This is a genomic window from Acinetobacter sp. 10FS3-1 (assembly GCF_013343215.1).
GTDB classification, from domain to species: domain Bacteria; phylum Pseudomonadota; class Gammaproteobacteria; order Pseudomonadales; family Moraxellaceae; genus Acinetobacter; species Acinetobacter lwoffii_C.
This window is the reverse complement of sequence record NZ_CP039143.1, coordinates 2,218,608-2,242,518: the sequence shown is the minus strand read 5'-3', so window position 1 is coordinate 2,242,518 and position 23,911 is coordinate 2,218,608. Positions and strand designations below refer to the sequence as shown.

Here is a 23,911-nt window from a genome sequence, read left to right as displayed (position 1 = left end):
AGAGATGTCAAAACTCTACAGTCGTTTGCAAGAGCTGTTGCATCGAAACCGTTACATAAGCCCAAGTGTCTTTTAAGGCGCTGTTTAAACTCAAGGACGCCGGATGTTGATTGACTTTTATTATAAGCAGCTGAATCACTTCCTTCAGCTTGCAGTCCGGATTGAAGCGAATCCCGAAAAATATTTACAGTTTGATTCGGTGTCTGAGTTCTATCAATCCGCTTGGTTACATGAATTTCCTCGAGGTACACACTGGTATGTGAGTGGTCTGGATGATGGCGCCGAGGAATTTGATGTGGTCATTTATTATCGGGATGCCTGTCTTCAGCTCAGCTGCGGTGCAGAGGTATCAGCAAAGCTCATCCGGAAACATTGACCAGATTGTCATTTTTTACCCGCAATCGAGTAATGACATCTGCTTTAAAATTGAATTAAATAGCTGCTCTATTGAGGGTTTTCCCTTAGCTGATTCAAGACACGCCCATCCTCCAAGCAATAAAAATAAGGAAAATTTGTATGGCACACCAGTTCACCGTAACAGCAATCATTCAGGGTATTTCAATTGATGACTTTAAACGTCTGGCCGCGGATATTCGGATGCATGAAGCGGTCTGTCACCGCATCCCTGCACAGAATATGGAAATTCTAGTCTCTGAAAAGCAGGGTCAGATTTATACTTTAAAACGTGCCTATAATCTGGATGTTAAAATTCCAGATATGGCGAAAAAACTATTAAAAGATGCCTTTCGCTTGCAGCGCACCGATGTAAGCAATCTGGAAGAAATGACTTCAATTGTAGAATTAGGTGCAAATTTGCCGATTGAAGCGAAATGTCAGCGTGTGGTGACAGGTGATGAGGCACAGATCCAGTTTCAGCTGGATTGGAGCGTTAAAGTTAAAGTGCCTTTGTTGGGCAATATGCTGGAAAAGCATGCTGAAGGAGAAATCCGTAAATTTAGCGAGATTGAAATCAATATTGTCGAAGATGAGCTGCGTAAGAATCTGTCAGCCTGATTTTTGATGTTTCGGTCTTTCAATATTTGATAAAAAAGAGCCTGATAAGCAGGCTCTTTTTATGGGCTTTATCCTATTTTTTCAAATTTTCTTTGATAAATTACAGCACTTAACAGGGTTACCAGACAGATCGCCCAGATATAGTACATGGCGCCAATATTGCTATATAGACTCAGCCATTGAACCAGCGGCAAGGTGATTCCTCCGGCAATTGCATAGGCAAGGTTATAGGAAAATGAAATGCCACTAAACCGGATCTGGGCCGGGAACATTTTGACCATACTGTAGGAGACGATGCCCACGGTGCCGGAACTTAAGCCGAGCAGCATATACAGCATAAACACCGTCGAAGTTTCCACATGCCCCAGACTATGATAGAAAATACCTGCCATTAGTGCGACAAATAAAGCACCAAGCAACATGATTTTACCTGCGCCGAAACGGTCTACCAGCATGCCTGCCAGAATACAGCCCAGCATTTGCATGACAATTGCCGCACTTTGCATTTTAAAGGCATCGGCCCGTTCAAAACCAAAACCAGCCACCAACAAGTTCGGCATGGCTAAAATCAGTACTACCACACAGCCGGTCAGGAACCAGGTAAACAGCATGCCCAGAACTACACCGGTTTTATGCTGGGCAAGTACCTGTTTCACAGGCAGCTCTTTGGCCAGTTCCTTTTTAGCCTGCATGGCCTGAAAGACAGGGGTCTCTTTAAGATAACTGCGTAAGTACAGCGCCACAAAGCCAAAAATACCGCCTAAAATAAACGGAATGCGCCATGCCCACTGCTTGATTTCAGTTTCGCTAAATTGCAGGGAAATGAACAGTGACATGAGGGCACCGAGTAAAATACCTAAGGACAGACCTGCCGTCAGAACGCCATTGGCAATACCAATCCGGCGTTCCGGAACATGTTCCGAAACAAAGGTCCAGGCTGCCGGGATTTCTCCGCCGATCGCGATGCCTTGCATGACTCGCATCAGCAATAACAGCAAAGGGGCGGCATAACCGATACTTTCGAAGGTCGGCATGATCCCGATCATCAGGGTAGGTAGAGCCATCAGCAGAATAGACAAGCTGAACAGGCGTTTACGCCCGATCAGGTCGCCAAAATGCGCCATGACCACGCCCCCTAGCGGGCGGAAAAAATAACCTGCAGCAAAGATGCCATAAGTGTTCAGCATGCCCCAGAATGGACTTAAAGTACTGGGGAAAAACAGTTCAGAAATCAGTTTGGCGTAAAATACATAAATGACAAAGTCATAAAACTCGAGTGCGCCGCCCAAAGAGGAGAGTCCAAGGGTGCGTTTGTCAGCACGGGTGAGTTTGGAATGAGCAACCATACTTGAGTTCCGCTAATAAATAATCCTAGATGATTGATTTTAAAGAATGCTTTTTTAATTGAATAATCAAACTTTCTTTGTTTGATTTTAACTAAAAGTTATCAGATTTCATTTTTATTCAATTATTTGGAATATATAAATGTCTAGACTGAAATTTGGGTACTTTTTCTTGAATCCCTCAGCGGTCTCTAGCTAAAAATAGCCTTAAGAAACAGAAAAAAAGATTGAAATATTTCAATGAAAAGAAAAAGGCTGAACAAATAAGGCATGAAATGAAGGAAATAGAGGCTTTTGACAAGTTTTATAATGAAGCTTGAGAAAGCTTTGGCTGCATGAGCAAGCACAAAGTATTGCTTTGTTTAAAGGGCAAGAGGACGAGTATATTTTTGCTGTTATCTCAATCTCGTGATGAGTCATTTATTTAGAATGGCTCATTGGGCTGTCTGATGGCTTATATCCGCTAAAACTCTTGCGAGATATCTCTCACATGGCAAACATAGACGAAATATCAACAGCCCCTTATCGTCTCACCTGCAAATTCACGTTATCCAGGTGCGCTGTATATGCAACCGGTGAGCTCAATCCATCCGGAAAATAGAAATGGCAGCCCAGGTCTTGGAAGCAGATTACTTAAGTAAGTGTGCAGGACACCAGCGGGCAAATGGCATGAGAACAACAGAGCAAGCTGCGTTATTTTACTTTAGCAGGCAGTAAAGTCATGTGGGTATTTCGCGATTTTCCCGCCCGGATCGCGCAGCATACAATTGATCATCTGCATAGGAGCTTGTGGATAGACAGACCTTAGGGGGTAGCTGGTACCTGAATCGCGGTGCCATAAGCAAAGACTTCGACCATGCCGCCCTGCATGCCGAGTTCGGTGGTACTTAGCCGAATCCCCATAATCTGCTGTGCACCCATTTTCTCAGCCTCAAGTTTTAAGCGCACGATTGCCTCACGTCGAGCCCGTTCAACCACGCTTTCATAACTGGTCAAACGTCCCCCCAAGAAATTCTGAATATTGGCAATGGCATATTTAAAATAGTCATGGGAAATCACCACATTGCTGCTGATCATTTGACCTGGAAAATTTGAAAGGATAAAGCGGCTGTTATTGACCGCAATATAAGCCAGGCGCTGTTCCTGTTCTGCCAGATATTGCAGATGTTTACGCTCATCGTAGCGGCCAAAGCCAAACCCCACACTGAACAGAATCACAAAAATGGTGATCTGAAGAATTAAACCGTCCATGATTTAAGCTGCCGGAGGGAAGGGGTCAGGAAGTTTGGTGGTATGGGGTTCGACGACCACGGCGGTACCATATACAAACAGTTCCGATGCACCCTGGGCAATATTTGAAGTCGAGAAGCGGATACCTACAATCGCATTCGCACCCAGTGCGCGAGCCTTTTCAATCATACGGTTCATGGCTTCCTGACGGGACTCTTCCAGCAGTTCGGTATAGGCTGTGAGTTCACCACCGACAATATTTTTCAGACCCGCCAGCAGGTCACGTCCCACATGTTTACTTCGTACCGTGCTGCCATACACCACATCAATTTGACGGTTAATGGTATGGCCGGGAACGGTTTCTAAATTACTGAGCAGCATTTTTGTGATATTCAAATGAAAATAGGATGGCTGTGAAGATAGGAAATTGAGGGTCAAAAAGCAATAAAAAAGCCTGCATTGCGCAGGCTTTTTTATTATAACTTTAAAATTTACTGATCACTGTTTGCCGCTTTACGTTCAGCAGTTGATGGCTGTTGTAATGTGGCATCAGCGGTATTGGCTTTAAGGCCGCCACCTAAACTCTTGTACAGCTCTACCTGATTGTTCAGGTTGGCTTGTTCAAGCAGCAATAGGCCTTGCTCTGCTGCATAAGAGGCACGCTGTGCATCCAGTACAGTCAGATAGTTGTCAATTCCGGCACGGAAACGGGCTTCAGACAAGCGGTAAGTGGTATTGGTGGCTTCAACCAGACGGCGCTGAGCCGCAATTCGGTCACCAATATTCTGACGTACAGCAAGTGCATCGTTCACTTCACGGAAGGCAGTCTGGATCGACTTTTCGTAATCAGCCAGTGCAATCTGCTGATCCGTTTCAGAAATCTTGATGTTTGCCTGACGTGTGCCCCAGTCAAAGATTGGAATATCCAAGCTTGGACCTATTGCCCAGACAAAACTGCCAGACTTGAACAGATCACCCAGATCAGCCGATGCATAACCTGCTGAGCCGGTCAGACTGATGGTAGGGAACAAACGTGCACGTGCTGCGCCAATATTGGCACCTGCCGCAGACAGACGGTATTCTGCCGAGCGCACATCTGGACGGTTAATGAGCAGATCACTTGGCAGGCCTGCACCGATAGCCGTATTGGAAGTGATACGTGTGATGTGTTTAGCCGGTAACAGGTTCGCCGGTACAGGCTGACCGACCAGCAGGTTTAACAGGTTTGTAGCCTGTGCCACCTGAGTGCGGTAATTGGCCACGTCATTACGTGCTGTTTCAACCGAAATCTGTGCCTGACGCACTGGTAGTTCGCTGTCGATGCCAACATCAAAACGTTTCTTGTTCAGGTTAAATGATTCTAGCTGGGCTTTCAGCGTCTGTTCAGCCAGTGCCAGATTGGCATTGGCAAAGGAATAGCTGAGCCAGGCCTGTGCCACCTGACCAATCAGGGCAATTTGTGTAGCATCACGTGCACTTTGGGTGGCAAGGAAAGTATCCAGTGCATTGTCACGCAGGCTGCGCACACGGCCCCAGAAATCCAGTTCATACGCAGTCACACCCAGACCGACATTATAAGTGGTACTCGGACCGCGACCTTGTGCATTGTTATTCAGGGTGTCCTGGCGCAGCACACTGCCACTGGCACCAATAGTCGGTAACTGGTTATTTTCAGTAATCTGGTATTGCTGCTGGGCGCGCTGGATGTTCAAGGTTGCCGTACGCAGATCACGGTTATTGGCCAGTGCCAGATCAAGTACCTGTAACAGGCGCTGATCTGCAAAAAAATCCTTATAACCCTGTTCTGCCACAGAAGTACCAGACGCATTGGTATAGCTACTTGGGATATTTGCCTGTGCAACCGGCTCTGGGCCACGCATGCTTTGACACGCGGTCAAAGCAAGCGCAAGGGCAGATACCGCAATGCTACGACCTGTAATAGACCATAGATTTTGCATTACGACTTGTACTCCTGATTTTGTTGTTTTGGTTTGTATTTAAAGATGCTTCGAATCCACACGTAGAATACAGGAATAAAGAAGATCCCTAAAAGGGTTGAGCTGATCACACCGCCCAGGACACCATAACCGACCGAGTGCTGGCTACCGGCACCGGCACCTGTAGAAAGTGCTAATGGCAGTACACCAAAACCGAAGGCCAGTGTGGTCATAATAATTGGACGTAAACGCATTTTTGCAGCATGCAGAGTGGCTTCAAACAGCTCTTCACCTTGTTCCTGCAATTCTTTGGCAAACTCTACAATCAAGATCGCATTTTTTGCAGACAGACCAATGACGGCAATCAGTGCAACCTGGAAGTAAATGTTATTTGAAAGGTTCGGATCTTTGAAAATAATCATTCCCAAGAAGGTCATTCCAACCGCACCAACGATACCCAACGGGACCACCAGAAGCACCGAGAATGGAATCGACCAGCTTTCATATAACGCTGCCAGACAAAGGAATACAATCAGTAAAGACAGAGCCAGCAGGAATGGGGTTTGCGAACCTGCATCACGTTCTTCTAAAGATAAACCAGACCATTCATAGTCGAAACCTTGTAAGCCCTTTTCAGGAAGCTTGGCAATAATTTCTTCCATGGCCAGCATGGCATCACCCGAGCTGACACCCGGTGCAGGTGTACCCTGAATATTCATCGCAGATACGCCATTATAGCGCTCTAGACGCGGCGAACCGTACGTCCATTCACCTGTTGCGAATGCCGAGAATGGCACCATTTCACCTTTGTTATTGCGCACATACCATTTGTTCAGGTCTTCCGGCATCATGCGTGAGTTGGCCTCACCCTGAACATAGACTTTCTTGACACGACCGCGGTCAATGAAGTCATTAATATATGAGCCGCCCCAGGCCATACCCATGGTGCTATTGATCTCAGCAATGCTGACACCCATGGCACCGGCTTGCGCCTGATCCACAGTAATGGTGTATTGAGGGTTATCCTCTTGGCCATTTGGACGTACACCCATTAAGCGTGGATCTTGTGCGGCCAGACCTAAAATGGTATTACGCGCCGCCAGCAGTTGATCGTGACTTTGACCAGCAGCCGCTTTTAACTGTAAGTCGAAGCCCGCACTTACGCCTAATTCAGGCATCGCAGGAAGCTGTAAAGGCATGATGTAAGAGGCATCTTTTACAATCATGTTTAAAGCCATACCACGTTTGATGATTGCCCCCACCTGTGATTCGGCTGTGGTACGGTCTTTCCAGTCTTTTAACTGAATGAAGGCGAGACCAGCGTTTTGGCCCACCCCGGTAAATGAGAACCCAGCTACACTGAATACAGAATCAACATTGTCTTTTTCTTGCTCAAGGAAATACTGGGTCATCGTATTGATGGTGTTTTCAGTACGCTCAAGGGTCGCATTTGGTGGTAATTGCACTAAGGTCATCACCACCCCTTGGTCTTCATCTGGCAAGAATGAAGAAGGGAGTTGAACGAACAGATAAGCTAAAACAGCAATCACGGCACCGTAAAATACGCCTGAGAAAAGTTTCGCATGTGTCATGCGGTCAACACCGCGCTGGTATTTCACCGAGAGGCTGTCAAAACTTTTGTTAAACCAACGGAAGAAACGCGCGAAAATATTATTGCTTTCCGGCTTGTTCGGATCGTGTTGTTTTAACATGGTTGCACAAAGTGCAGGGGTAAAGGTTAAGGCCACCACCAGCGATAAAATCATCGCGGTCACCAGCGTGAGCGAGAACTGGCGATAAATCACCCCCGTCGTACCACTCATAAAGGCCATCGGTACGAATACCGCGGTCAATACCGAAGTAATACCGACTAAGGCACCAGAAATCTGCTGCATGGATTTCTCTGTCGCCGTGACTGGATCGAGGTGCTCTTCGACCATGACCCGTTCCACGTTTTCCACCACGACAATCGCGTCATCCACCAATAGACCAATGGCCAGAACCATGGCAAACATGGTCAAGGTGTTAATTGAGAAACCAAAGACATTAATAACTGCAAATGTACCCAAGACCACGACAGGCACAGCCATGGTGGGAATAATCGTTGCACGCCAGTTCTGTAAGAACAGGAACATTACCAGGAAGACGAGAATGATCGCTTCAATTAAGGTTTTCACCACACTCTTAATTGAAAGCTCAATAAATGGCGTAGTATCAAACGCAAGCTTGTCTTCCATGCCTGCCGGGTAGTTTTTACGCAGGTCAGTCAACAGGTCTTCAACAGCAGTGGCGGTATCCAGCGCATTTGCACCGGTTGCCAGCTTAATGGCCACACCACCTGCTGGTTTACCATTAAATTTAGACAAGAACTGATAGTTGTCTGCACCTAATTCTACCCGAGCCACATCACCCAGGCGGACTTGTGCACCGTTAGGCGCATTTTTCAGAAAGATGTTTTTAAACTCTTCCGGTGTCTGTAACAGACTCTGTGCATTTACTGTGGCGTTCAGTACTTGACCTTCAATAGAAGGAGCACCACCGAGCTGACCCACTGCGACCTGGGAGTTTTGTGTTCTAAGTGCTGCTGCGATATCACTTGGCGTGACTTGCAAACTTGCCATTTTCGATGGATCCATCCAGATACGCATGGCATATGAACCACCAAATACCTGTACTTCACCCACACCTGCAACGCGGCTTAAAGGTTCAGCGATGTTCGAGTTGACATAGTCTTTAATATCATCGGCTGACATGCTGCTGTCTGGTGAATAGAAGGCAATAACTTGCAGGAAGCTTGCGCCAGACTTGGTTACTTTGACCCCTTGACGCTGTACGTCTTCAGGTAAAAGCGCAGTGGCTGATTGTAATTTGTTTTGTACCTGAACCTGTGCGATGTCTGCATCGATACCTTGTTCAAAGTTCAATGTAATTGAGGACTGGCCATTACCCGCACTGTTTGAAGAAATATAGCGCAGGCCATCCAGACCATTCATTTGCTGTTCAATGATCTGGGTCACTGTATTTTCAACAGTTTCTGCAGATGCACCTGGATAAGTTGCAGCAATTGTTACGGTGGGGGGAGCAATGGTCGGATACTGGGCAATAGGCATATTGGTTAGGGTAAGAATACCGGCTAACATAATGACCAAAGAAATCACCCAGGCAAAAATGGGGCGATGAATAAAGAATTGAGCCATGAACTAGTACTCCTTATGCATTTGCAGCAGGTTTTTGTTCAGCTGGTTCTTTTCCATCTTCTGCCTTTTTCGCCTCAGCTGTAGGGGCCTGAGTGCCTTGTGGAGCAGCAGCTTTTGGCTGATACGGTTTTACCACAACCTGTTGTTCAGGTTTAACTTTGGCAATACCATCTACAATGACTTTATCGCCAGTGTTCAAACCACTGGTCACAATCCAGTTTTGGCCTTGAATCCCTGCTGTTTCTACCGGACGAGCAACCACCTTGTTATCGGCACCAACCAGCATCGCCATGGCTTGGCCAGTTGGGGTACGGGTCAATGCGGCTTGTGGAATCAAGAAAGCATTCGGTACTTCACCTTGTACAATTTGCGCTGTAGCAAACATACCAGGAAGGAGCAAGTGATTCTTGTTTGGAAATACTGCACGTAGCGTAACGGTGCCTGTGTCAGGATTCACGCTGGCATCCGAAAATGCCAGACGGCCTTCAACCGGATAGATACTGCCATCTTCAAGTTTTAACTTGACTTTCGTATTATTCGAGCTGTTGAGGCTACCTTGACTCAGCTGCTGGCGTAAACGCAGCAGTTCTGCACTGGACTGGTTGATGTCTACATAGATGGGATCCAGACGCTGGATCGTGACCAGTGGTTCAGCCTGACTGGCAGTGACCAAGGCACCTGCCGTCACGGATGAACGGTTGGTCTGGCCCGAAATTGGTGCGCGTACAGTTGAATAGCCTAAATTGATTTCAGCATTACGCAAGGTCGCACGGTTGGCGTTCAAATCTGCTTCAGCGAGTTTGACCTGGGCTGCAATATCATCATATTCCTGTTTGGAAATAGCATTAGTGCCGACCAGCTGACGATAGCGGCTCTCTTTAACGCGCAGTACGCCTAGATTTGCTTCAGCGCGGGCAATCGCAGCACGTGCATTATCTACCGCAGTACGGTTGGTACTGGAGTCGATTTCATACAGGGCCTGACCTTCACGAACGTAGCTACCTTCAGTGAATAAGCGTTTAAGGATCACGCCACTGGTTTGTGGACGCACTTCTGAAATCTCAAATGCTGTTGTACGACCTGAGAGCTCTACAGATTGCTCGACGCTTTGGGGCTGTGCAACCAGCACGCCGACTTCAGCCGGTGGCATTTGTTGTTGAGCACCAGCTTGCTGGCCTTCACTCGGATCTTTGCTACAACCAACAAGTGCAAGACTTGTTGCTAATGCGCAAGCAGTCAGGGCGGGAGCCCAAAGCTTTGCAGACATCATTATTCCACCTCAATTAGATTTTTATCTAAATATTTTTTTATTTTAGAATCGTGCAATATCTGATCCACACCATATACCACAACGAAATCCAAATAAAACTTATACTCCAGCCGGATATGACATCTGAAGGAAAATGTACACCTAGGTAAACTCTTGAAATACCCATAATCAGCAGCCACCCTACGGCAATCATTATGATAATGGTATGTCGGGAATGTTGCCGATATATGTAAATTGCCAGACAGCTCAGACAGGCCGCATATAGACTATGGGCACTTGGAAAAGAGCTTCCAAAGCTTTCCACCAGATGAAAGGATGCTGGGGGGCGTGGTCGGGCAATCACGAATTTCAGTAGCCAGGCTAGAAGTATTCCTCCGATAACTCCGATACATATAAAAATTACGCTTGCATATTTTTTATACCACAGTAAAGAAATACACCATAGTGTGGATAAAAATAATACAAATGGCATGCCACCTATCACTGATAAGGACTGTGCAATCTGATTTAAAGTCTGGGTGCGATACTCACTCAGCCATTGCATACTGAGCAGGTCAAGCCGGCTCAAAGCTGCAATATTCAAGAATAAGACACTGAAAATTAAAAGCAAAATGCCGACAAAAAGTAACAAGTAAGGCATGCCGGAAATCCTTGTCCCTCTCACCGATAAAAGACCGGTTGATTGTCTGAACCAAAGTGTACTTGTCAGTACACTTTTTTTCAAGTGTGCGTATTTTATGCGAATTCCTTTTATTTATTAAGGAATTCTCTCTATAAAGCTCGGATAATTGTCGCAGTTTTAAGTTTTAGTCGATGTATGATTTTCGTCAATTTCAATCTCTTGCTTAGGTGGCCAGAAGAAATCGCTTGGCCGGGTCAGGAAGTGAGTCATCACTAATTTTGCGAGAGGTTTCCACTGTTCAAAACGAACCCGACGGGCACGTAAAGCCACAATAATCGTCAGGGTAAAGCTGACAAACAGGTTCGTCAGGCCAATCAGCAAAACCCCCAGAAAAGAAACGATGATCAGTCCAATATCCGGTCCATTAATACTGAGCAGACCCTGAATGAAGTTTGCTGCGGCAAAGGCAATATGACGGATGTCTAAAGGTAAACCGAGGATGAAACCGATGGTCCCCATACTGCCCAGCATGATCCCGAACAGAAAGTTACCCGCTAGTGCGCCAAGATTGCGCTCTATATAGTCAGCAAAGCGTTGCAGACGCTCGTGGCCCATCAGCTGAGACAGACGCACATGCGCTTTGAGACGTGGACCGACTTTGCGGTAGACGGCCATATTGTCAAAGTAACCGGCCAACAGCCCTGACAGGAACAGGCAAACCCCGGCAATGGCAGCATGAGGAATCGCCAGAGAAGTAAACGGGTTCAGACTATGTAAGGTGGTGGTTGCTTTGGCATGGGTCAGCAGCGGTTCATGCAAGGCGACTTCCCACATCAGAGTAATCAGGGCGGCCACTGGAATGGCAATCGAGATATTTCCCAAAATTGCCACAAACTGGGTGCGGATAATATTCACGATCAGGGCGGCCAGCTCGGCGATTCGGGCCATTTTCGCGCCTTTGCGCTGCTGGACGGTGGTGGCTAGGGCGGCTGCGGTCATCGCGGGCTGTTTGGTCGCCACGGTAAAATGCAGCACATGGATCAGCATAAAACCTAAAGAGTAGTTCATGCTATAGCTAAAAGCTTGCATCAGCGGTGCCATACTGACCCGGGCCATCAATATTTTGAGCGTTGCCATGATGGCAATGATGGCACCCGCACCGGCCGCTGACTTATACATGCCCAGAAAGCCTTGCTTGTCCGTACTGACATAATGCTCGCCGGTCTTGCTGGCATTTTCAGTGACTTGTAAGGCCAGTAATTCACTATTGGTTGCCAGCAAGGCACGGACACTGCGCTCGCTATAAATGGCTTCGGTAATATCTGCAATAAAAAGCCCAATAGACTGATAACGCAGGTCATCTTCATCCATGACCATGTTGAGCAAAATTTCAACGCGTTCCAGACACTGCTCAAGTAAGGCCAGCATATAGGTCAGGCTGACACTGACTCCAATCCGTTTAGTAGAACGGCGAATCTTGGCGACTACATCATGACATTGTTCCAGCATCACCAGCGCTTGTGAGGCATCCGGGGGGGTAATCGAATCCACCAGCTTGACCGTGTTATAGCGTTTTTTATATTCCTGGATAAATTCGTTGATCTCACGGTTCTGTACCAGAAAAGGTGATTCATATTCCATGAGTTCAGGTTGGGCATTAATGAATTCTGGATGCAAGCCAATACCACTGATCCGGTAAGATAGAATAGTCAGAGCTTTGATGATTTCATCTTTAATACGGGTTTTTTCCTGCTGATTGGAATGTCCCTGATTCATGACCGAAAACAGTCGCTGCCAGTCGGCTTCATCAAAATAATCCAGCCAGTATTGATCAGTACGCAGATAAAAGATCTTGCGGAACAGTTCTTGCAGGTTTCGATGATCTGGAATGATCGGCAGTATATGCGCTCCAATCCGCTGGTTCAGCTGGTTCCAGAAACCGTCCAGCGACAGGATGCCAGTATCGGAAAACAGGCTAGTCTGCTTGTAACGGTTAATAATTCTTAGGGTAAAAGTCTGCAAGGTCGACACTGCATTGGGAGTCAATAACAGTGCACGAATAAAGATATTAAACTTTGCTTCGATCTCTTCGGTATCTCTGCTGTCCTCTGGCCTTATACGCTCTACAAGCTGGATTAGCAGGTTTTCATCCAGTACCACCTGAGGTTGCTCAAGCTGGTACTGCATACTTTGGAAAAGATCAACAAAATTAATATGCATAGGCAGGAAAGGTCATTATTGAATACGGTTTAGCGCCAGTTTGGCCAGATTGATCAGGGCCTGACGATACTCTGAGTCAGGCAAGGCGTTCAAGGCTAAAATTGCAATTTCTGTTTCTTCAGTCGCACGCTGGCGGCAATAATCCAATGCTCCTGAACTGTTGACGATGCTGATCACCTGTGCCAAATGTTCAGTACCACCAGTGGCAATACTACGGCGAATAACTTCATGATCTTCGCCAGTGGTGTTCTGCATGGCTGCAATCAGTGGTAGGGTCGGTTTGCCCTCCATCAGGTCATCGCCAATGTTTTTGCCTAAGGTTTCAGCATCGGAAGTGTAATCCAGAATATCGTCAATAATTTGGAAGGCATTGCCAAAATGGCCGGCAAATTTCCGCAAAGGTTCACGAAATGCAGACTGACCAGCCAGAATGGCTGCACCTTCGGTCGCCAGTTCAAACAGGCGGGAAGTCTTGCCGTGAATAATATCTAAATAGGTTTTTTCTGTGGTATCTGGCTGATGCTGAGACTGTAGTTGCAGGACTTCACCTTCTGCGATTTCACAGGTACCAGTCGAGAAATCCTTGAGCAGGACCATATTGTCCAGATCAACCAGCAGGTCAAAGGCGCGTGAAATCAGGAAGTCTCCAACCAGAACCGCGGTCTGGTTATCCCAGGTGGCATTGGCAGTCGGTCGGCCACGGCGCAGGCCAGATTCATCTACGACATCATCATGAACCAGCGTGGCGGTATGCAGCATTTCAATGATCGCAGCCAGTTTGCGGTGTTGTTCCAGGTTTTCTGCACCACAGGCTTTAGCTGCCAAAAGGCACATGATCGGGCGCATGCGTTTACCGCCAGCCTCCACCACATGTTTGCTAACTGCCATAACCAAAGCAACTTTTGAAGTAATCCCTTCATTAATAAATGTGTCCATCGCAGCAAAGTCGTTAGCCACAGGAGCGAGAATATCTTGCTTAAAGTCGATGGTCATTTCAAAGAAAACCTCTAATTCGGTAAATCGCAGCGCGTAGTTTAACAATTTATAACATGAGTGAAACATAAGAAATGCATAAACTCCACTACAAATCAGCTTTTATCGTACTTCTTTGGGTGGGTCAGGCATTTTTGCCTAAAAAAAATTGCCTGACTTTGCATGTCTTTGAATTTTATAGGTTGGCTATATTACTTAAAGTTGACTGTTTTTCGCTATCATTTTTTATTAGCTCGTAGATGAGTAATTGATTTTATGAGCATAATTAAATTGTTAAAATTTTCAGTGAGTTTACATCGCACTATTTGCCTGAAATGGCTTGTTGTTTTCTTAAATATCCCTTAAAATCCTTGCCCTTGTGCAACCCCCAGTGGCGTTCGTTTTAAGATCGGTATATTCCTTTATCGGCACGACGACACGGGCATATTTGGAGTACATTATGTACGCAGTAATCCAAAGCGGTGGTAAACAGCACCGTGTAGTTGAGGGCGAAACCCTTAAAGTTGAATTATTGAAAGCTGAAACTGGTGCAACGATTACGTTTGACGACGTACTTATGCTTGTAAACGGTGAGAGCATTCAAATCGGTGCTCCAGTTGTAGCTGGCGCTAAAGTAACTGCAGAAGTGGTTAGCCATGGTCGTCACGACAAAATCCGTATTGTTAAAATGCGTCGTCGTAAGCACTACCGTAAGCAACAAGGTCACCGTCAATGGTTCACCGAGTTGAAAATTACTGGTATCTCAGGCTAATTACTAGGAGTAAATAGACATGGCAACTAAAAAAGCCGGTGGTTCGACTAAGAACGGTCGTGATTCGAATCCTAAGATGTTAGGTGTTAAAGTTTACGGTGGTCAAACTGTAACTGCAGGTAACATCATCGTTCGTCAACGTGGTACTGAATTCCATGCTGGTGTAAACGTAGGTATGGGCCGTGACCATACTTTATTTGCTACTGCTGATGGCGTAGTAAAATTCGAAGTGAAAGGCCAATTCGGTCGTCGCTACGTATCTGTTGAAGCTTAAGCTTTAATAGAAATAAAACCCGCAAATTTTGCGGGTTTTTTTATGTTAACTGAATTATTAAACACAGCTGAACTAACATTCAATAATTACCAGTTTACAAGAAAAATAATCCGTAATTTAAAACTATTCATAATAAAAAATTTTTAAATATAGAGTTAAACGTGATTTGAATTACCTGTTTTAAGGTGGGTAATTAAAAGCAAAAAGTATAAAAATAGAATAGAGATATGAATAAAATTTTGAAAAAACTCTTGATCAAGGCTTGCTTCAAAGGTAATACACAGCCTACAGAGGTGGGTTTCAATATGCTGGGCTGAGTATCAGCGTTGGAGTATGGGGAAGTGAACAGGGAGGTGTCATCGGTTGGAGTGATCTAACTGAAAACCATTAATATGTCTATAAACTGGCCACTACGACTAATCGGGTTATTTTGGCACGAGCTTTTCTGTGGGATGATAAAGGAAATAGCGGCTAGACTCATAAAATAACGAGAATTTTAAGAAGCTCCGAAATGAGCAGGAGCTTCTTTGGGATTGTTAATTTTTCTTCATCATGATGAACAAAAAAATCAATTTCGAATTAATAACCATACAAAAATTCTTATTTTCTATCATTTTAGCTTTTTATTTTCGTTTAAGATGAGACATTGAATAAATTGCGCTGACGCAAATATAAAGGTGAAATTATGCAAATGCTTCGTAAAACCGTATGTGCGATGGCCTTGGGTGCAGTCACTTTAGGGCCGGTCATGAGTACAACCGTGTTTGCTGCGCCAGTAGCGGCTTCGGAGCAACAGGCCACTACCAGCCTGATCAAACAGCTGAACAATATTCGTAGTCTGACTGCAAACTTTGAGCAGACCACCAAGCTGACCGCTCCTAAAACCACCCAGAATAAAGGGCTGACCGCGCAGCATATGAATCAGACCTTTAAAGGGGTAATGAAGGTAGAACGTCCGGGTAAATTCTATTGGGAAACGTCAAGCCCATCGAAACAGACCATTGTGACCACGGGTAAAACCGTCTGGATTTATGACCCCGACCTGCAACAAGCAGTACGTCAGAGTCTGGATGAACAGGTAGCAAACACGCCTGCATTATTATTGTCCGGTAATACCAGTCAGATCATGCAGTCTTATCGTGTGACCCAGCCGAACAAAGGCAAGACTTATTATACGCTGTATCCCAAAAATACCGATGGTGTCTTTGAAAGTCTGACCATCAGTTTTGGCGCGAATAAAGCACCTACTCTGATGATTTTACAGGACTCTTTAGGACAGACGACCCATATTCGCTTTAATAATGTAAAAGTGAATAGCAGTATTCCGGCCTCCACCTTTAACTTTACTCCGCCAAAGGGAACGGACATTATTGATCAATAAGCTGGATGAATAAATACAGTTAAAAGCAACCTACGGGTCACTGCTGTCCCATAGTTTGCTTTAAATAAAAAAACCTGAGTCCTAACAGTTAAAATATGAGTGCAAACAAACACTTTAACGACCAGGATTCAGGTTTTGTCACATCAGAATACCGTATTTCATGAGCTAATTAAACCTGTTGTGCGACAGGATTTTGAACAACTTGCTAAAGTACACCATGTTGGACAGAAATTTAGAGCGGCTTCCCGGTGGGATCAGTTTATTGCCATATTGATGTCTCAATTCTCTTGTAGGCAAAGTCTGAGAGATATTCAATCCAATTTGGAGTGCCAACAGGAAAAGCTAAGTCATCTCGGAGCAAAGTCTATTCCCCGAAGCACGCTGGCACGAATCAATGAGCAGCAGCCTGCTACCTTGTATCAACAGCTATTTTACAAGTTGCTTAAATACTATGAACACTCAAAAGTAGCTCATAAATTTCGCTTTAAGAATCCCTTGTATTCCTTGGATGCCAGTCATATTGACCTGTCGCTTTCCTTATGTGAATGGGCCAAAGTTCACGACTCAAAAGCCAGCATGAAACTCAGTATAGGATTGAATCACAGCAATGATATTCCTGAGTTTGTTGCAGTTGAAAATGGCAAAGAAAATGACATGGTACAAGGCCGCAAATTCCAGTTTCCTGCTGGCAGCATTGTAGTTTTTGATAAAGGCTATGTCGATTACCAATGGTATGCAAATCTGACTGCTCAAAACATTGGATTTGTCACACGTTTTAGGCCTAAATCTGTGTATCAGGTGATCCAGCAACATCCAGTGCTTGAATCCAAAGGTATTCTAAAAGATGAAACCATTCAGCTGAATAGCGCACATGCCCTAAAAAGAAAAGCCCCAGTGTTAAGAAGAATTGAATATAGAGATCAGCAAAGTGGCAAGCACTTTAGCTTTCTCAGCAATAACTTTCATTTAGCCGCCTCCACCATTGCGGCGATTTATAAAGATCGTTGGAAAGTTGAGCTGTTCTTTAAGGCGATTAAGCAGAATCTCAAATTAAAAGCGTTTCTAGGCCGCAGCAGGAACGCAATTCAGACACAAATCTGGATTGCGATGATCGCCTATTTATTGGTGAGTTTCGCTCGACATTTAGGAAAAACAGGTTGGACAGTTCAACGTTTACTCAGAATAATTCAAGTGAATTTGTTTGAAAGAAGAACTTTAAAAGCTTTATTTTCACCCGATAAAATACCCATAAAACAAGAGGAAGCTCAAATGAGCTTCCTCTTGTGAAAAATTGTGGGACAGCAATGACCTACGGGTTGCTTTTTTGATATGTAGAGTGCAATTTGAAAGCAGCCATATTTTAGAGAGATAGAAGAATTTGGCTTGAAATAGGTGACAAGCACTGAAGGATAAGGAGCCTGGGATGAAACAATATCCATTTTATATCCTACGCTGGCTGTCAATCAGCAGTGTCTTCATGCTGGGTTTATACGGTTGCCAGCCTGGATCTCACAATAAGGTACAAAAAGAGGAAATACAGATTGAGGTCAAAACAGTACCTGTTCAGGAGGCTGCTCCGATGGTCTGTGACAAAGAAGGCTGTGTCCGCTTTGATCTATCTACCGTAGATACCCATATCCCGTGGATTGACCAATATTTTATCGAGCGGATCAAACGTACTGAACCGGTTGCCTTTAGTCCGCTGGTATCTGCTCAGGCTCAATCCAGACTTATAGACCAGCGTAGGATTCGGGTCAGTTATGTGGGGCAGCAGGGGCCGATTGCTACCTTTGTGCTGGAAAGCAGCCATCTGGCCAAAGCTTCTGGTCGGCGTATTCAGCATCAGGAATATATCAATTTAGATCTGGAGCATAAAAAGCGTCTGGCTTTGCATGAAATCATGCTGGCTACGCGAGAGGCAGAACTCATGAATGTTGTAGATCAGCAATATCCAAACAAATTAAAGAAAGGAACAGTTAAACAGTCACAGCTTAAGCTGAGCGATAATTATTATCTGGATCGGCAGGGACTGGTACTGGTTTATGCGCAGAACGAGTTGAGTCTGGGCACCCAGGAAGTGCTGGAATTAAAAGTGCCTTATTCACAGTTAAACGGTATTCTTCAGCCACGATATTTGCCGGCTGCACCTAAAGAGCGCCCTTAAATATTGTTCTAATAACCCCCAGCTATTGGCTTGATCACTGTATTTTTTAACGTTAAAAGCTTACACTATAGCCAGTTTTTTTCTTATCCAAAGATTGGTTATGATCGACCCGAAATTACTCAGAAATAATATTGAGGCTGTAAATCTAGCCTTGGCAAAACGTGGCGTGCAACTGAATGTAGAAGAGTGGGCTGCACTGGAAGCCCGCCGTAAAGAGATTCAGTCCAAAACTGAATCCTTGCAAGCTGAGCGTAATGCGGGTGCCAAGCAAGTGGGTCAGATCAAAAAAGCAGGCGGTGACGCTTCTGAGATCATGACCCGTATGGCGGCGATTGGTGATGAAATCAAGGCAGCTGAAATTGCGCTGGCTGAGCTGCAAGCTGAACTCGAAGAAAAGTCCCTGTCTATTCCAAACCTGCCGGATGAATCCGTGCCTGAAGGTAAGGATGAAAATGACAACGTAGAAGTCCTGACTTGGGGTACACCACGCGCCTTCGACTTTGAAATCAAAGACCATACTGACCTTGGTGAAATGATGGGCGGTCTGGAATTTGAAACAGCGACCAAATTAACCGGTTCACGTTTTAGCGTATTAAAAGGGCCATTGGCGCGTCTGCAACGTGCGCTGACCCAGTTTATGCTGGATACGCATACCCTGCAAAATGGTTATACCGAAGCCTATGTCCCGTATCTGGTCAATGCGGATTCCCTGCGTGGTACAGGCCAGTTGCCAAAATTTGAAGAAGACTTATTTAAGCTGCAAGGTGAAAAAGAATTTTATCTGATTCCGACTGCTGAAGTGCCAGTGACCAACTTTGTACGTGATGAAATCATTGATGCAGAACGTCTGCCCCTGAAATATGCAGCGCATACGCCATGTTTCCGTAGTGAGGCAGGTTCTTATGGCCGCGATACCCGTGGTCTGATCCGTCAGCACCAGTTCGACAAAGTGGAAATGGTGCAGATCGTAAAACCTGAAACCTCTATGCAGGCTTTGGAAGAGCTAACCGGTCATGCAGAAGGTATTTTGCAAGCCTTAGGTCTGCCATACCGTAAAATCATCTTGTGTGGGGGCGATATGGGGTTTGGGGCAACCAAGACCTATGACCTGGAGGTCTGGGTGCCAAGCCAAAATACCTATCGTGAAATTTCATCATGTTCAAATATGGGAGATTTCCAGGCACGCCGTATGAAAGCGCGTTACCGTGCTGACCAGAAGAAAACTGAATTTGTGCATACCTTGAATGGTTCAGGTCTGGCTGTAGGTCGTACCTTGCTGGCAGTTATGGAAAACTATCAGCGTGCTGATGGTTCAATCGAGATTCCGGAAGTATTGCGTCCATATATGGGTGGGGTAAGCTATATCGACTAAGGTCGGTACACAGCATTTTGTGCAGCATCAAGGTATAGACAGTCAGATTTAAAGTTTTGAGGTAATCCGTGGATATTTTTCCAATCTCGTTAAAGTTGCAGCAGCAACCTTGTCTGATTGTCGGTGGTGGGCATATTGCCTACCGGAAAGCATTATTGCTGCAGAAAGCCGGGGCGATCATTCATGTGATTGCTCCTGAAATTGAAACGGCTTTGCTGGAGATTGTGCAGCAGTCCGCTGGGCAGTATGTACAGGCACGTTTTAGTGTCGACCTGCCGCTGCGCCAATACCGTTTGGTGATTGCGGCGACCGATGAAGCCGATACTAATCAGCAGGTATTTATAGCCTGTGAAGCTGAAAATGTATTGGTCAACAGTGTTGATGATCCGCCGCATTGCCGTTTTATGGTGCCGGCGATTGTTGACCGTTCTCCTTTGGTGATTTCTGTGGCGACTAATGGCACATCACCTGTGCTGTCTCGCCAGATCCGTACCCAGCTAGAAGCTGTTATTCCGCATGGTATGGGAAAACTGGCTGAATTTTCTGGAAAATGGCGCGCTGCGGTGAAAGCCAAAATTAGCAATCCGGATAAACGCCGGATTTTCTGGGAAGACCTATACGCCAGTCCGCTGAAAGAACATGTATTTAATGACAATCTGGTCCAAGCGGATCGCTTGATTGAGCAAACCTTAAATGAATGGCAGCAACCGAAAGGTGAAGTCTATTTGGTCGGAGCGGGACCAGGTGATCCAGAGCTTTTGACCCTCAAGGCTTTGCGCTTGATGCAACAAGCGGATGTCGTCATCTATGACCGTCTGGTCTCGGCACCGATTATGGAGCTGTGCCGCCGTGATGCAGAAAAAGTCTATGTTGGTAAGGCACGTTCCAATCATGCCGTTCCACAGGAAGGAATCAATGCCTTGCTGGTGAAATATGCCAGTGAAGGCAAGCGGGTCTGCCGTTTAAAAGGGGGGGACCCTTTTATTTTCGGGCGAGGGGGGGAAGAGATTGAAGAGCTCTTTGCTGCAGGTATTCCATTTCAGGTGGTTCCGGGGATTACAGCTGCATCGGGCTGTTCAGCCTATGCCGGAATTCCACTGACTCATCGTGATTATGCACAAAGTGTACGTTTTCTGACCGGACATTTAAAAGAAGGTTCACCTGAACTGCCTTGGTCTGAGCTGGTTTATGAAAATCAGACACTGGTGTTGTATATGGGTCTGATCGGACTGGAAACTATTTGCAAAAAGTTAATTGAGCATGGTCAGCGTTCTGATATGCCTGTGGCTTTGGTGTCTAAAGGCACCACACCCGAGCAGAAAGTTGTAGTGGGAACCCTGCAAAATATTGCAGCTCAAGTATCCGAACATCAAATACAGGCCCCGACTTTAACCATTATTGGTGAGGTGGTCCGCTTGCGTGAACAATTGCAATGGCAGGAGCGCGCTGAGGCGTGATTGTGGCTCTGTAAGAACGTTAAGCGCAGGTCGTAAGTCCTGTATAAGGTGAGCGATACTTGATGCCCTTGATCTGTTATATCTGTAAAAAACTATGCAGGAACAATGTTTAGATCCGATACATCAGCTAAACCCTGTGCCTATATTTAAAATATTGAGTGAATAAAAGTGATCCATGTCGTTCTCTATGAACCAGAAATTCCCGCAAATACAGGGAATATCATTCGCCTGTGTGCCAATACCGGCGCACAATTACATTTGATCAAACCGCTAGGATTTGAGCTGGATGATAAAAAACTGAAACGGGCTGGTTTAGATTATCATGAATATGCCAATCTACAGATCTGGGACAATATCGAAGATTGTCTGGCTGATCTGGCCAGCAAGGGTGTGGGAATTGATGCGGTTTATCCGCTGACCACCAAAGGTTTTGAAACGCCGCATACCTCAGATTTAAACCGCCCGGTGGCGCTACTCATGGGGCCTGAAACCCGAGGCCTGCCTGAACAGGTACGTTTGATGTTCCCACAAAAGCACTGGATTCGTCTGCCGATGGCTGAAAATTCCCGTAGTTTGAACCTGTCGAATGCCACTGCCGTGATTGTCTATGAAGCCTGGCGTCAGCAGGGTTTTAAAGCTCTTTAATCTTTGGATGCATGACAAGCTGCCTAAGGGCAGCTTTTTTATTTTCCCAACACTCATCCTCCTCTTGGCTTCATTTGTTATGATGAGCTGAATAAAAGCAACGGAAATAACAAGGATATGTGTCTGAAGCCGATCTTAACACTGTCCCTCGCCCTATATTTGGGAATGACCGCTTTACCGCTTCATGCTGAAGAGGAAACAGTAGCAGCGCCAGAAAAGATTCAGCCTATCACTCAGGCAGAAGTGCAGCAGAGTCTGGCAGAGATGCAGCAGCGTTTAAATTTTCGCATTGAGCAGTGGGGGCAAACACTTCAGCGTGATGATTTTGAATGGACCTGGCATGGACGTAAACTGAAGCAGTCCAAACGTCAGGAAGTCTGTGATATTTTCCAACAAGTGGTCAATGAAATGTATCAGCTCATGGTTGAAAATAAAGCCCGTTTACGCCCCGAAGACCAGAAACTCTTGTCGAATCGTGATGGGTTTATTGAAAAACTGGGTTATCAGAATAATCGGGTCAATACCAAGATGGGCTTTGATTGCCGTTTACACTAAGCGCAGCAAAATCCAAGCCTAAAAAAGGCGCATCAAGCGCCTTTTTTAAAGTGAAATATTATTCAAATTCGTTATGTTGAGGAGCTGGGTGCTTAAAGCCCTTGGTTCTATAACCCAAGTACAAAATACCAAACATTGCCCACCATAAACCATATTTCAATGCAGTTTCTTCAATTTCCAGCCACATAGCAAAAACACTGATGAAGCCCAGTAAAGGAATAACCACAAAGCTGAAAATATCTTTTGCTGTTTTGGTCCGGCCATCACGCAAAGCATAGCGTGAAATGACAGACAGGTTCACAAAAGTAAATGCAGTCAATGCACCAAAGCTGATCATGGAAATCACGATATCCAGATCCATGAAGCCTGCAGTCAGCGCCACAGCACCCACAATCATAATATTGTAAGACGGTGTGAAATTACGTGGGCTGATATGACCAAAGATTTTCTTGTTGATCACACCATCGCGACCCATCACATACATTAAACGCGATACACCGGCATGTGCAGAAATGCCGGATGCCATCACCGTTACGATCGCAAATGCCAGTACATAAGACTGGAACAGCGAGCCACCGACCAATAACAGAATTTCTGGCTGGGTCTCGGCAATATTCTTAAAGTAAGTCCCCGGTGCTGACGGGAAATAGAGCTGCATGAAGTAGGTACTGATAATGAAGATCACACCGGCAATTAAAGCGGTTAAGAAAATTGCCTTAGGCAGGGTTTTCTCGGTATCTTTGGTTTCTTCCGCCAGTGAACTTAAAGAGTCAAATCCGGTGAAAGAAAAACATAGCAGGGTAGCACCTGTAATCAGGGCACCGACCGAGGTTAACTCATTCCAGAACGGTTCCATACTCCATAACTGATAACGCTGTTCCGCAGTAATTAGACCTTCAGCATTGAAACCGGCCTGAAGCTTGGTATATACCATCCAGGTAAAGGCCGCGATCACGATTAACTGGATCAACACAATCATACTGTTAAAGTTAGCGACAAAACGCACACCACGCAGGTTGATCCCGGTCATAAAGGCCGTCAGAGCTACCACCCAAACCCAGGGGTTAATATCCGGGAACAAGGCCTTCAGATAAATGACCGCCAGGATGATATTGACCATCGGTGATAACAGATAATCCAACCACGACGACCAGCCGACCATGAAGCCAATATTTGGATGAATTGATTTTTGCGCATAGGTATAGGCTGAACCCGAAGAGGGGTAGCGACGGATCATATGACCATAACTGATCGAAGTAAACAAAATTGCAATCAGGGCAATGATGTAAGAAGTAGGAACATGGAAGTGACTTGCTTCTGATACTAAACCGAAAGTATCAAATAAGGTCATTGGCTGAATATAAGCCAAACCAATAATAATGATGTGCCAGAGTCCTAGCGTTTTTTGCAGTTTAGCTGCCGATTGAGTCCCAGAGAAATTAGTCAACGGCGTTATCCTCTTAATCGTTGATCAAGGATCAGTCAT

The 23,911-nt window shown here is 45.5% G+C and carries 22 protein-coding genes; 12 read left to right on the top strand and 10 right to left on the bottom strand.

Features of this window, described 5'->3' with window-relative positions:
* Positions 1-103 precede the first annotated feature (103 nt).
* Both E5Y90_RS10570 and E5Y90_RS10565 read left to right on the top strand, forming a co-directional pair.
* The gene (locus E5Y90_RS10570) at positions 104-376 is read left to right on the top strand and encodes a hypothetical protein (RefSeq protein WP_151205810.1); all 273 of its coding nucleotides are present in this window, start codon (positions 104-106) and stop codon (positions 374-376) included.
* 140 nt (positions 377-516) lie between these two features.
* The gene (locus E5Y90_RS10565) at positions 517-1,014 is read left to right on the top strand and encodes a DUF2505 family protein (protein WP_151204275.1); all 498 of its coding nucleotides are present in this window, start codon (positions 517-519) and stop codon (positions 1,012-1,014) included.
* Between the two features lie 68 nt (positions 1,015-1,082).
* Here the strand turns inward: E5Y90_RS10565 and E5Y90_RS10560 are convergent, their stop codons facing one another.
* The gene (locus E5Y90_RS10560) at positions 1,083-2,360 is read right to left on the bottom strand and encodes an MFS transporter (RefSeq protein WP_174660180.1); all 1,278 of its coding nucleotides are present in this window, start codon (positions 2,358-2,360) and stop codon (positions 1,083-1,085) included.
* A 718-nt stretch (positions 2,361-3,078) separates the two neighbouring features.
* Here E5Y90_RS10560 and E5Y90_RS17695 point away from each other — a divergent pair.
* Positions 3,079-3,165 (top strand): hypothetical protein, encoded by an 87-nt coding sequence (locus tag E5Y90_RS17695; protein ID WP_174660594.1) that lies wholly within the window; start codon positions 3,079-3,081, stop codon positions 3,163-3,165.
* Here the strand turns inward: E5Y90_RS17695 and E5Y90_RS10550 are convergent.
* The 8 genes from E5Y90_RS10550 to sdsA all read right to left on the bottom strand — a co-directional run bounded on the left by E5Y90_RS10550 (position 3,162) and on the right by sdsA (position 13,826).
* Positions 3,162-3,608: a YbjQ family protein gene (locus E5Y90_RS10550; protein WP_174660179.1), complete on the bottom strand. Its 447-nt coding sequence runs from the start codon at positions 3,606-3,608 to the stop codon at positions 3,162-3,164. The two genes, E5Y90_RS17695 and E5Y90_RS10550, sit on opposite strands and share 4 nt — an antisense overlap.
* A 3-nt stretch (positions 3,609-3,611) precedes the next feature.
* Positions 3,612-3,968, bottom strand: coding sequence for a YbjQ family protein (locus E5Y90_RS10545; RefSeq protein WP_174660178.1), 357 nt, complete (start codon positions 3,966-3,968; stop codon positions 3,612-3,614).
* Between the two features lie 110 nt (positions 3,969-4,078).
* Positions 4,079-5,545: a multidrug efflux RND transporter AdeIJK outer membrane channel subunit AdeK gene (gene adeK, locus E5Y90_RS10540; RefSeq protein WP_174660177.1), complete on the bottom strand. Its 1,467-nt coding sequence runs from the start codon at positions 5,543-5,545 to the stop codon at positions 4,079-4,081.
* Positions 5,545-8,721: an efflux RND transporter permease subunit gene (locus E5Y90_RS10535; RefSeq protein ID WP_174660176.1), complete on the bottom strand. Its 3,177-nt coding sequence runs from the start codon at positions 8,719-8,721 to the stop codon at positions 5,545-5,547. The genes adeK and E5Y90_RS10535 overlap by 1 nt, the downstream gene beginning before the upstream one ends.
* A 13-nt stretch (positions 8,722-8,734) precedes the next feature.
* Positions 8,735-9,991: an efflux RND transporter periplasmic adaptor subunit gene (locus tag E5Y90_RS10530; protein ID WP_174660175.1), complete on the bottom strand. Its 1,257-nt coding sequence runs from the start codon at positions 9,989-9,991 to the stop codon at positions 8,735-8,737.
* Positions 9,992-10,028: 37 nt separating this feature from the next.
* The gene (locus tag E5Y90_RS10525) at positions 10,029-10,631 is read right to left on the bottom strand and encodes a phosphatase PAP2 family protein (protein WP_174660174.1); all 603 of its coding nucleotides are present in this window, start codon (positions 10,629-10,631) and stop codon (positions 10,029-10,031) included.
* Between the two features lie 159 nt (positions 10,632-10,790).
* Positions 10,791-12,833 carry a site-specific recombinase gene (locus E5Y90_RS10520; protein ID WP_174660173.1) on the bottom strand — a complete coding sequence of 681 codons (2,043 nt, stop codon included), beginning with the start codon at positions 12,831-12,833 and terminating at the stop codon, positions 10,791-10,793.
* 15 nt (positions 12,834-12,848) lie between these two features.
* Positions 12,849-13,826 (bottom strand): All-trans-nonaprenyl-diphosphate synthase, encoded by a 978-nt coding sequence (gene sdsA, locus E5Y90_RS10515; RefSeq protein ID WP_151205818.1) that lies wholly within the window; start codon positions 13,824-13,826, stop codon positions 12,849-12,851.
* 439 nt (positions 13,827-14,265) lie between these two features.
* Here sdsA and rplU point away from each other — a divergent pair, with 439 nt between their 5' ends.
* The 9 genes from rplU (at position 14,266) to E5Y90_RS10470 (ending at position 22,425) form a co-directional block, all read left to right on the top strand.
* Positions 14,266-14,577 (top strand): 50S ribosomal protein L21, encoded by a 312-nt coding sequence (rplU, locus tag E5Y90_RS10510; RefSeq protein WP_151205530.1) that lies wholly within the window; start codon positions 14,266-14,268, stop codon positions 14,575-14,577.
* A 19-nt stretch (positions 14,578-14,596) separates the two neighbouring features.
* Positions 14,597-14,851, top strand: a complete 255-nt coding sequence (gene rpmA / locus E5Y90_RS10505) for a 50S ribosomal protein L27 (protein ID WP_004814861.1) — start codon at positions 14,597-14,599, stop codon at positions 14,849-14,851.
* Positions 14,852-15,536: 685 nt separating this feature from the next.
* Positions 15,537-16,232 carry an outer membrane lipoprotein chaperone LolA gene (lolA, locus tag E5Y90_RS10500; RefSeq protein WP_174660172.1) on the top strand — a complete coding sequence of 232 codons (696 nt, stop codon included), beginning with the start codon at positions 15,537-15,539 and terminating at the stop codon, positions 16,230-16,232.
* Between the two features lie 135 nt (positions 16,233-16,367).
* Positions 16,368-17,519 (top strand): IS4-like element ISAbe18 family transposase, encoded by a 1,152-nt coding sequence (locus E5Y90_RS10495; RefSeq protein WP_096901158.1) that lies wholly within the window; start codon positions 16,368-16,370, stop codon positions 17,517-17,519.
* 136 nt (positions 17,520-17,655) lie between these two features.
* Positions 17,656-18,396: a DUF3298 domain-containing protein gene (locus tag E5Y90_RS10490; RefSeq protein ID WP_228723957.1), complete on the top strand. Its 741-nt coding sequence runs from the start codon at positions 17,656-17,658 to the stop codon at positions 18,394-18,396.
* A gap of 100 nt (positions 18,397-18,496) precedes the next feature.
* Positions 18,497-19,768 (top strand): serine--tRNA ligase, encoded by a 1,272-nt coding sequence (gene serS, locus E5Y90_RS10485; protein ID WP_151204059.1) that lies wholly within the window; start codon positions 18,497-18,499, stop codon positions 19,766-19,768.
* 68 nt (positions 19,769-19,836) lie between these two features.
* The gene (gene cysG, locus E5Y90_RS10480; RefSeq protein WP_174660171.1) at positions 19,837-21,225 is read left to right on the top strand and encodes a siroheme synthase CysG; all 1,389 of its coding nucleotides are present in this window, start codon (positions 19,837-19,839) and stop codon (positions 21,223-21,225) included.
* A 168-nt stretch (positions 21,226-21,393) separates the two neighbouring features.
* Complete coding sequence (locus E5Y90_RS10475) at positions 21,394-21,870, top strand: tRNA (cytidine(34)-2'-O)-methyltransferase (protein WP_151204061.1); 477 nt, start codon at positions 21,394-21,396, stop codon at positions 21,868-21,870.
* A 165-nt stretch (positions 21,871-22,035) separates the two neighbouring features.
* Entirely contained in the window at positions 22,036-22,425 is a 390-nt protein-coding gene (locus E5Y90_RS10470; protein WP_228723956.1) for a hypothetical protein, read from the top strand.
* Positions 22,426-22,483: 58 nt separating this feature from the next.
* Here the strand turns inward: E5Y90_RS10470 and E5Y90_RS10465 are convergent, their stop codons facing one another.
* Complete coding sequence (locus E5Y90_RS10465) at positions 22,484-23,872, bottom strand: APC family permease (protein ID WP_151204063.1); 1,389 nt, start codon at positions 23,870-23,872, stop codon at positions 22,484-22,486.
* Positions 23,873-23,911: the final 39 nt, after the last annotated feature.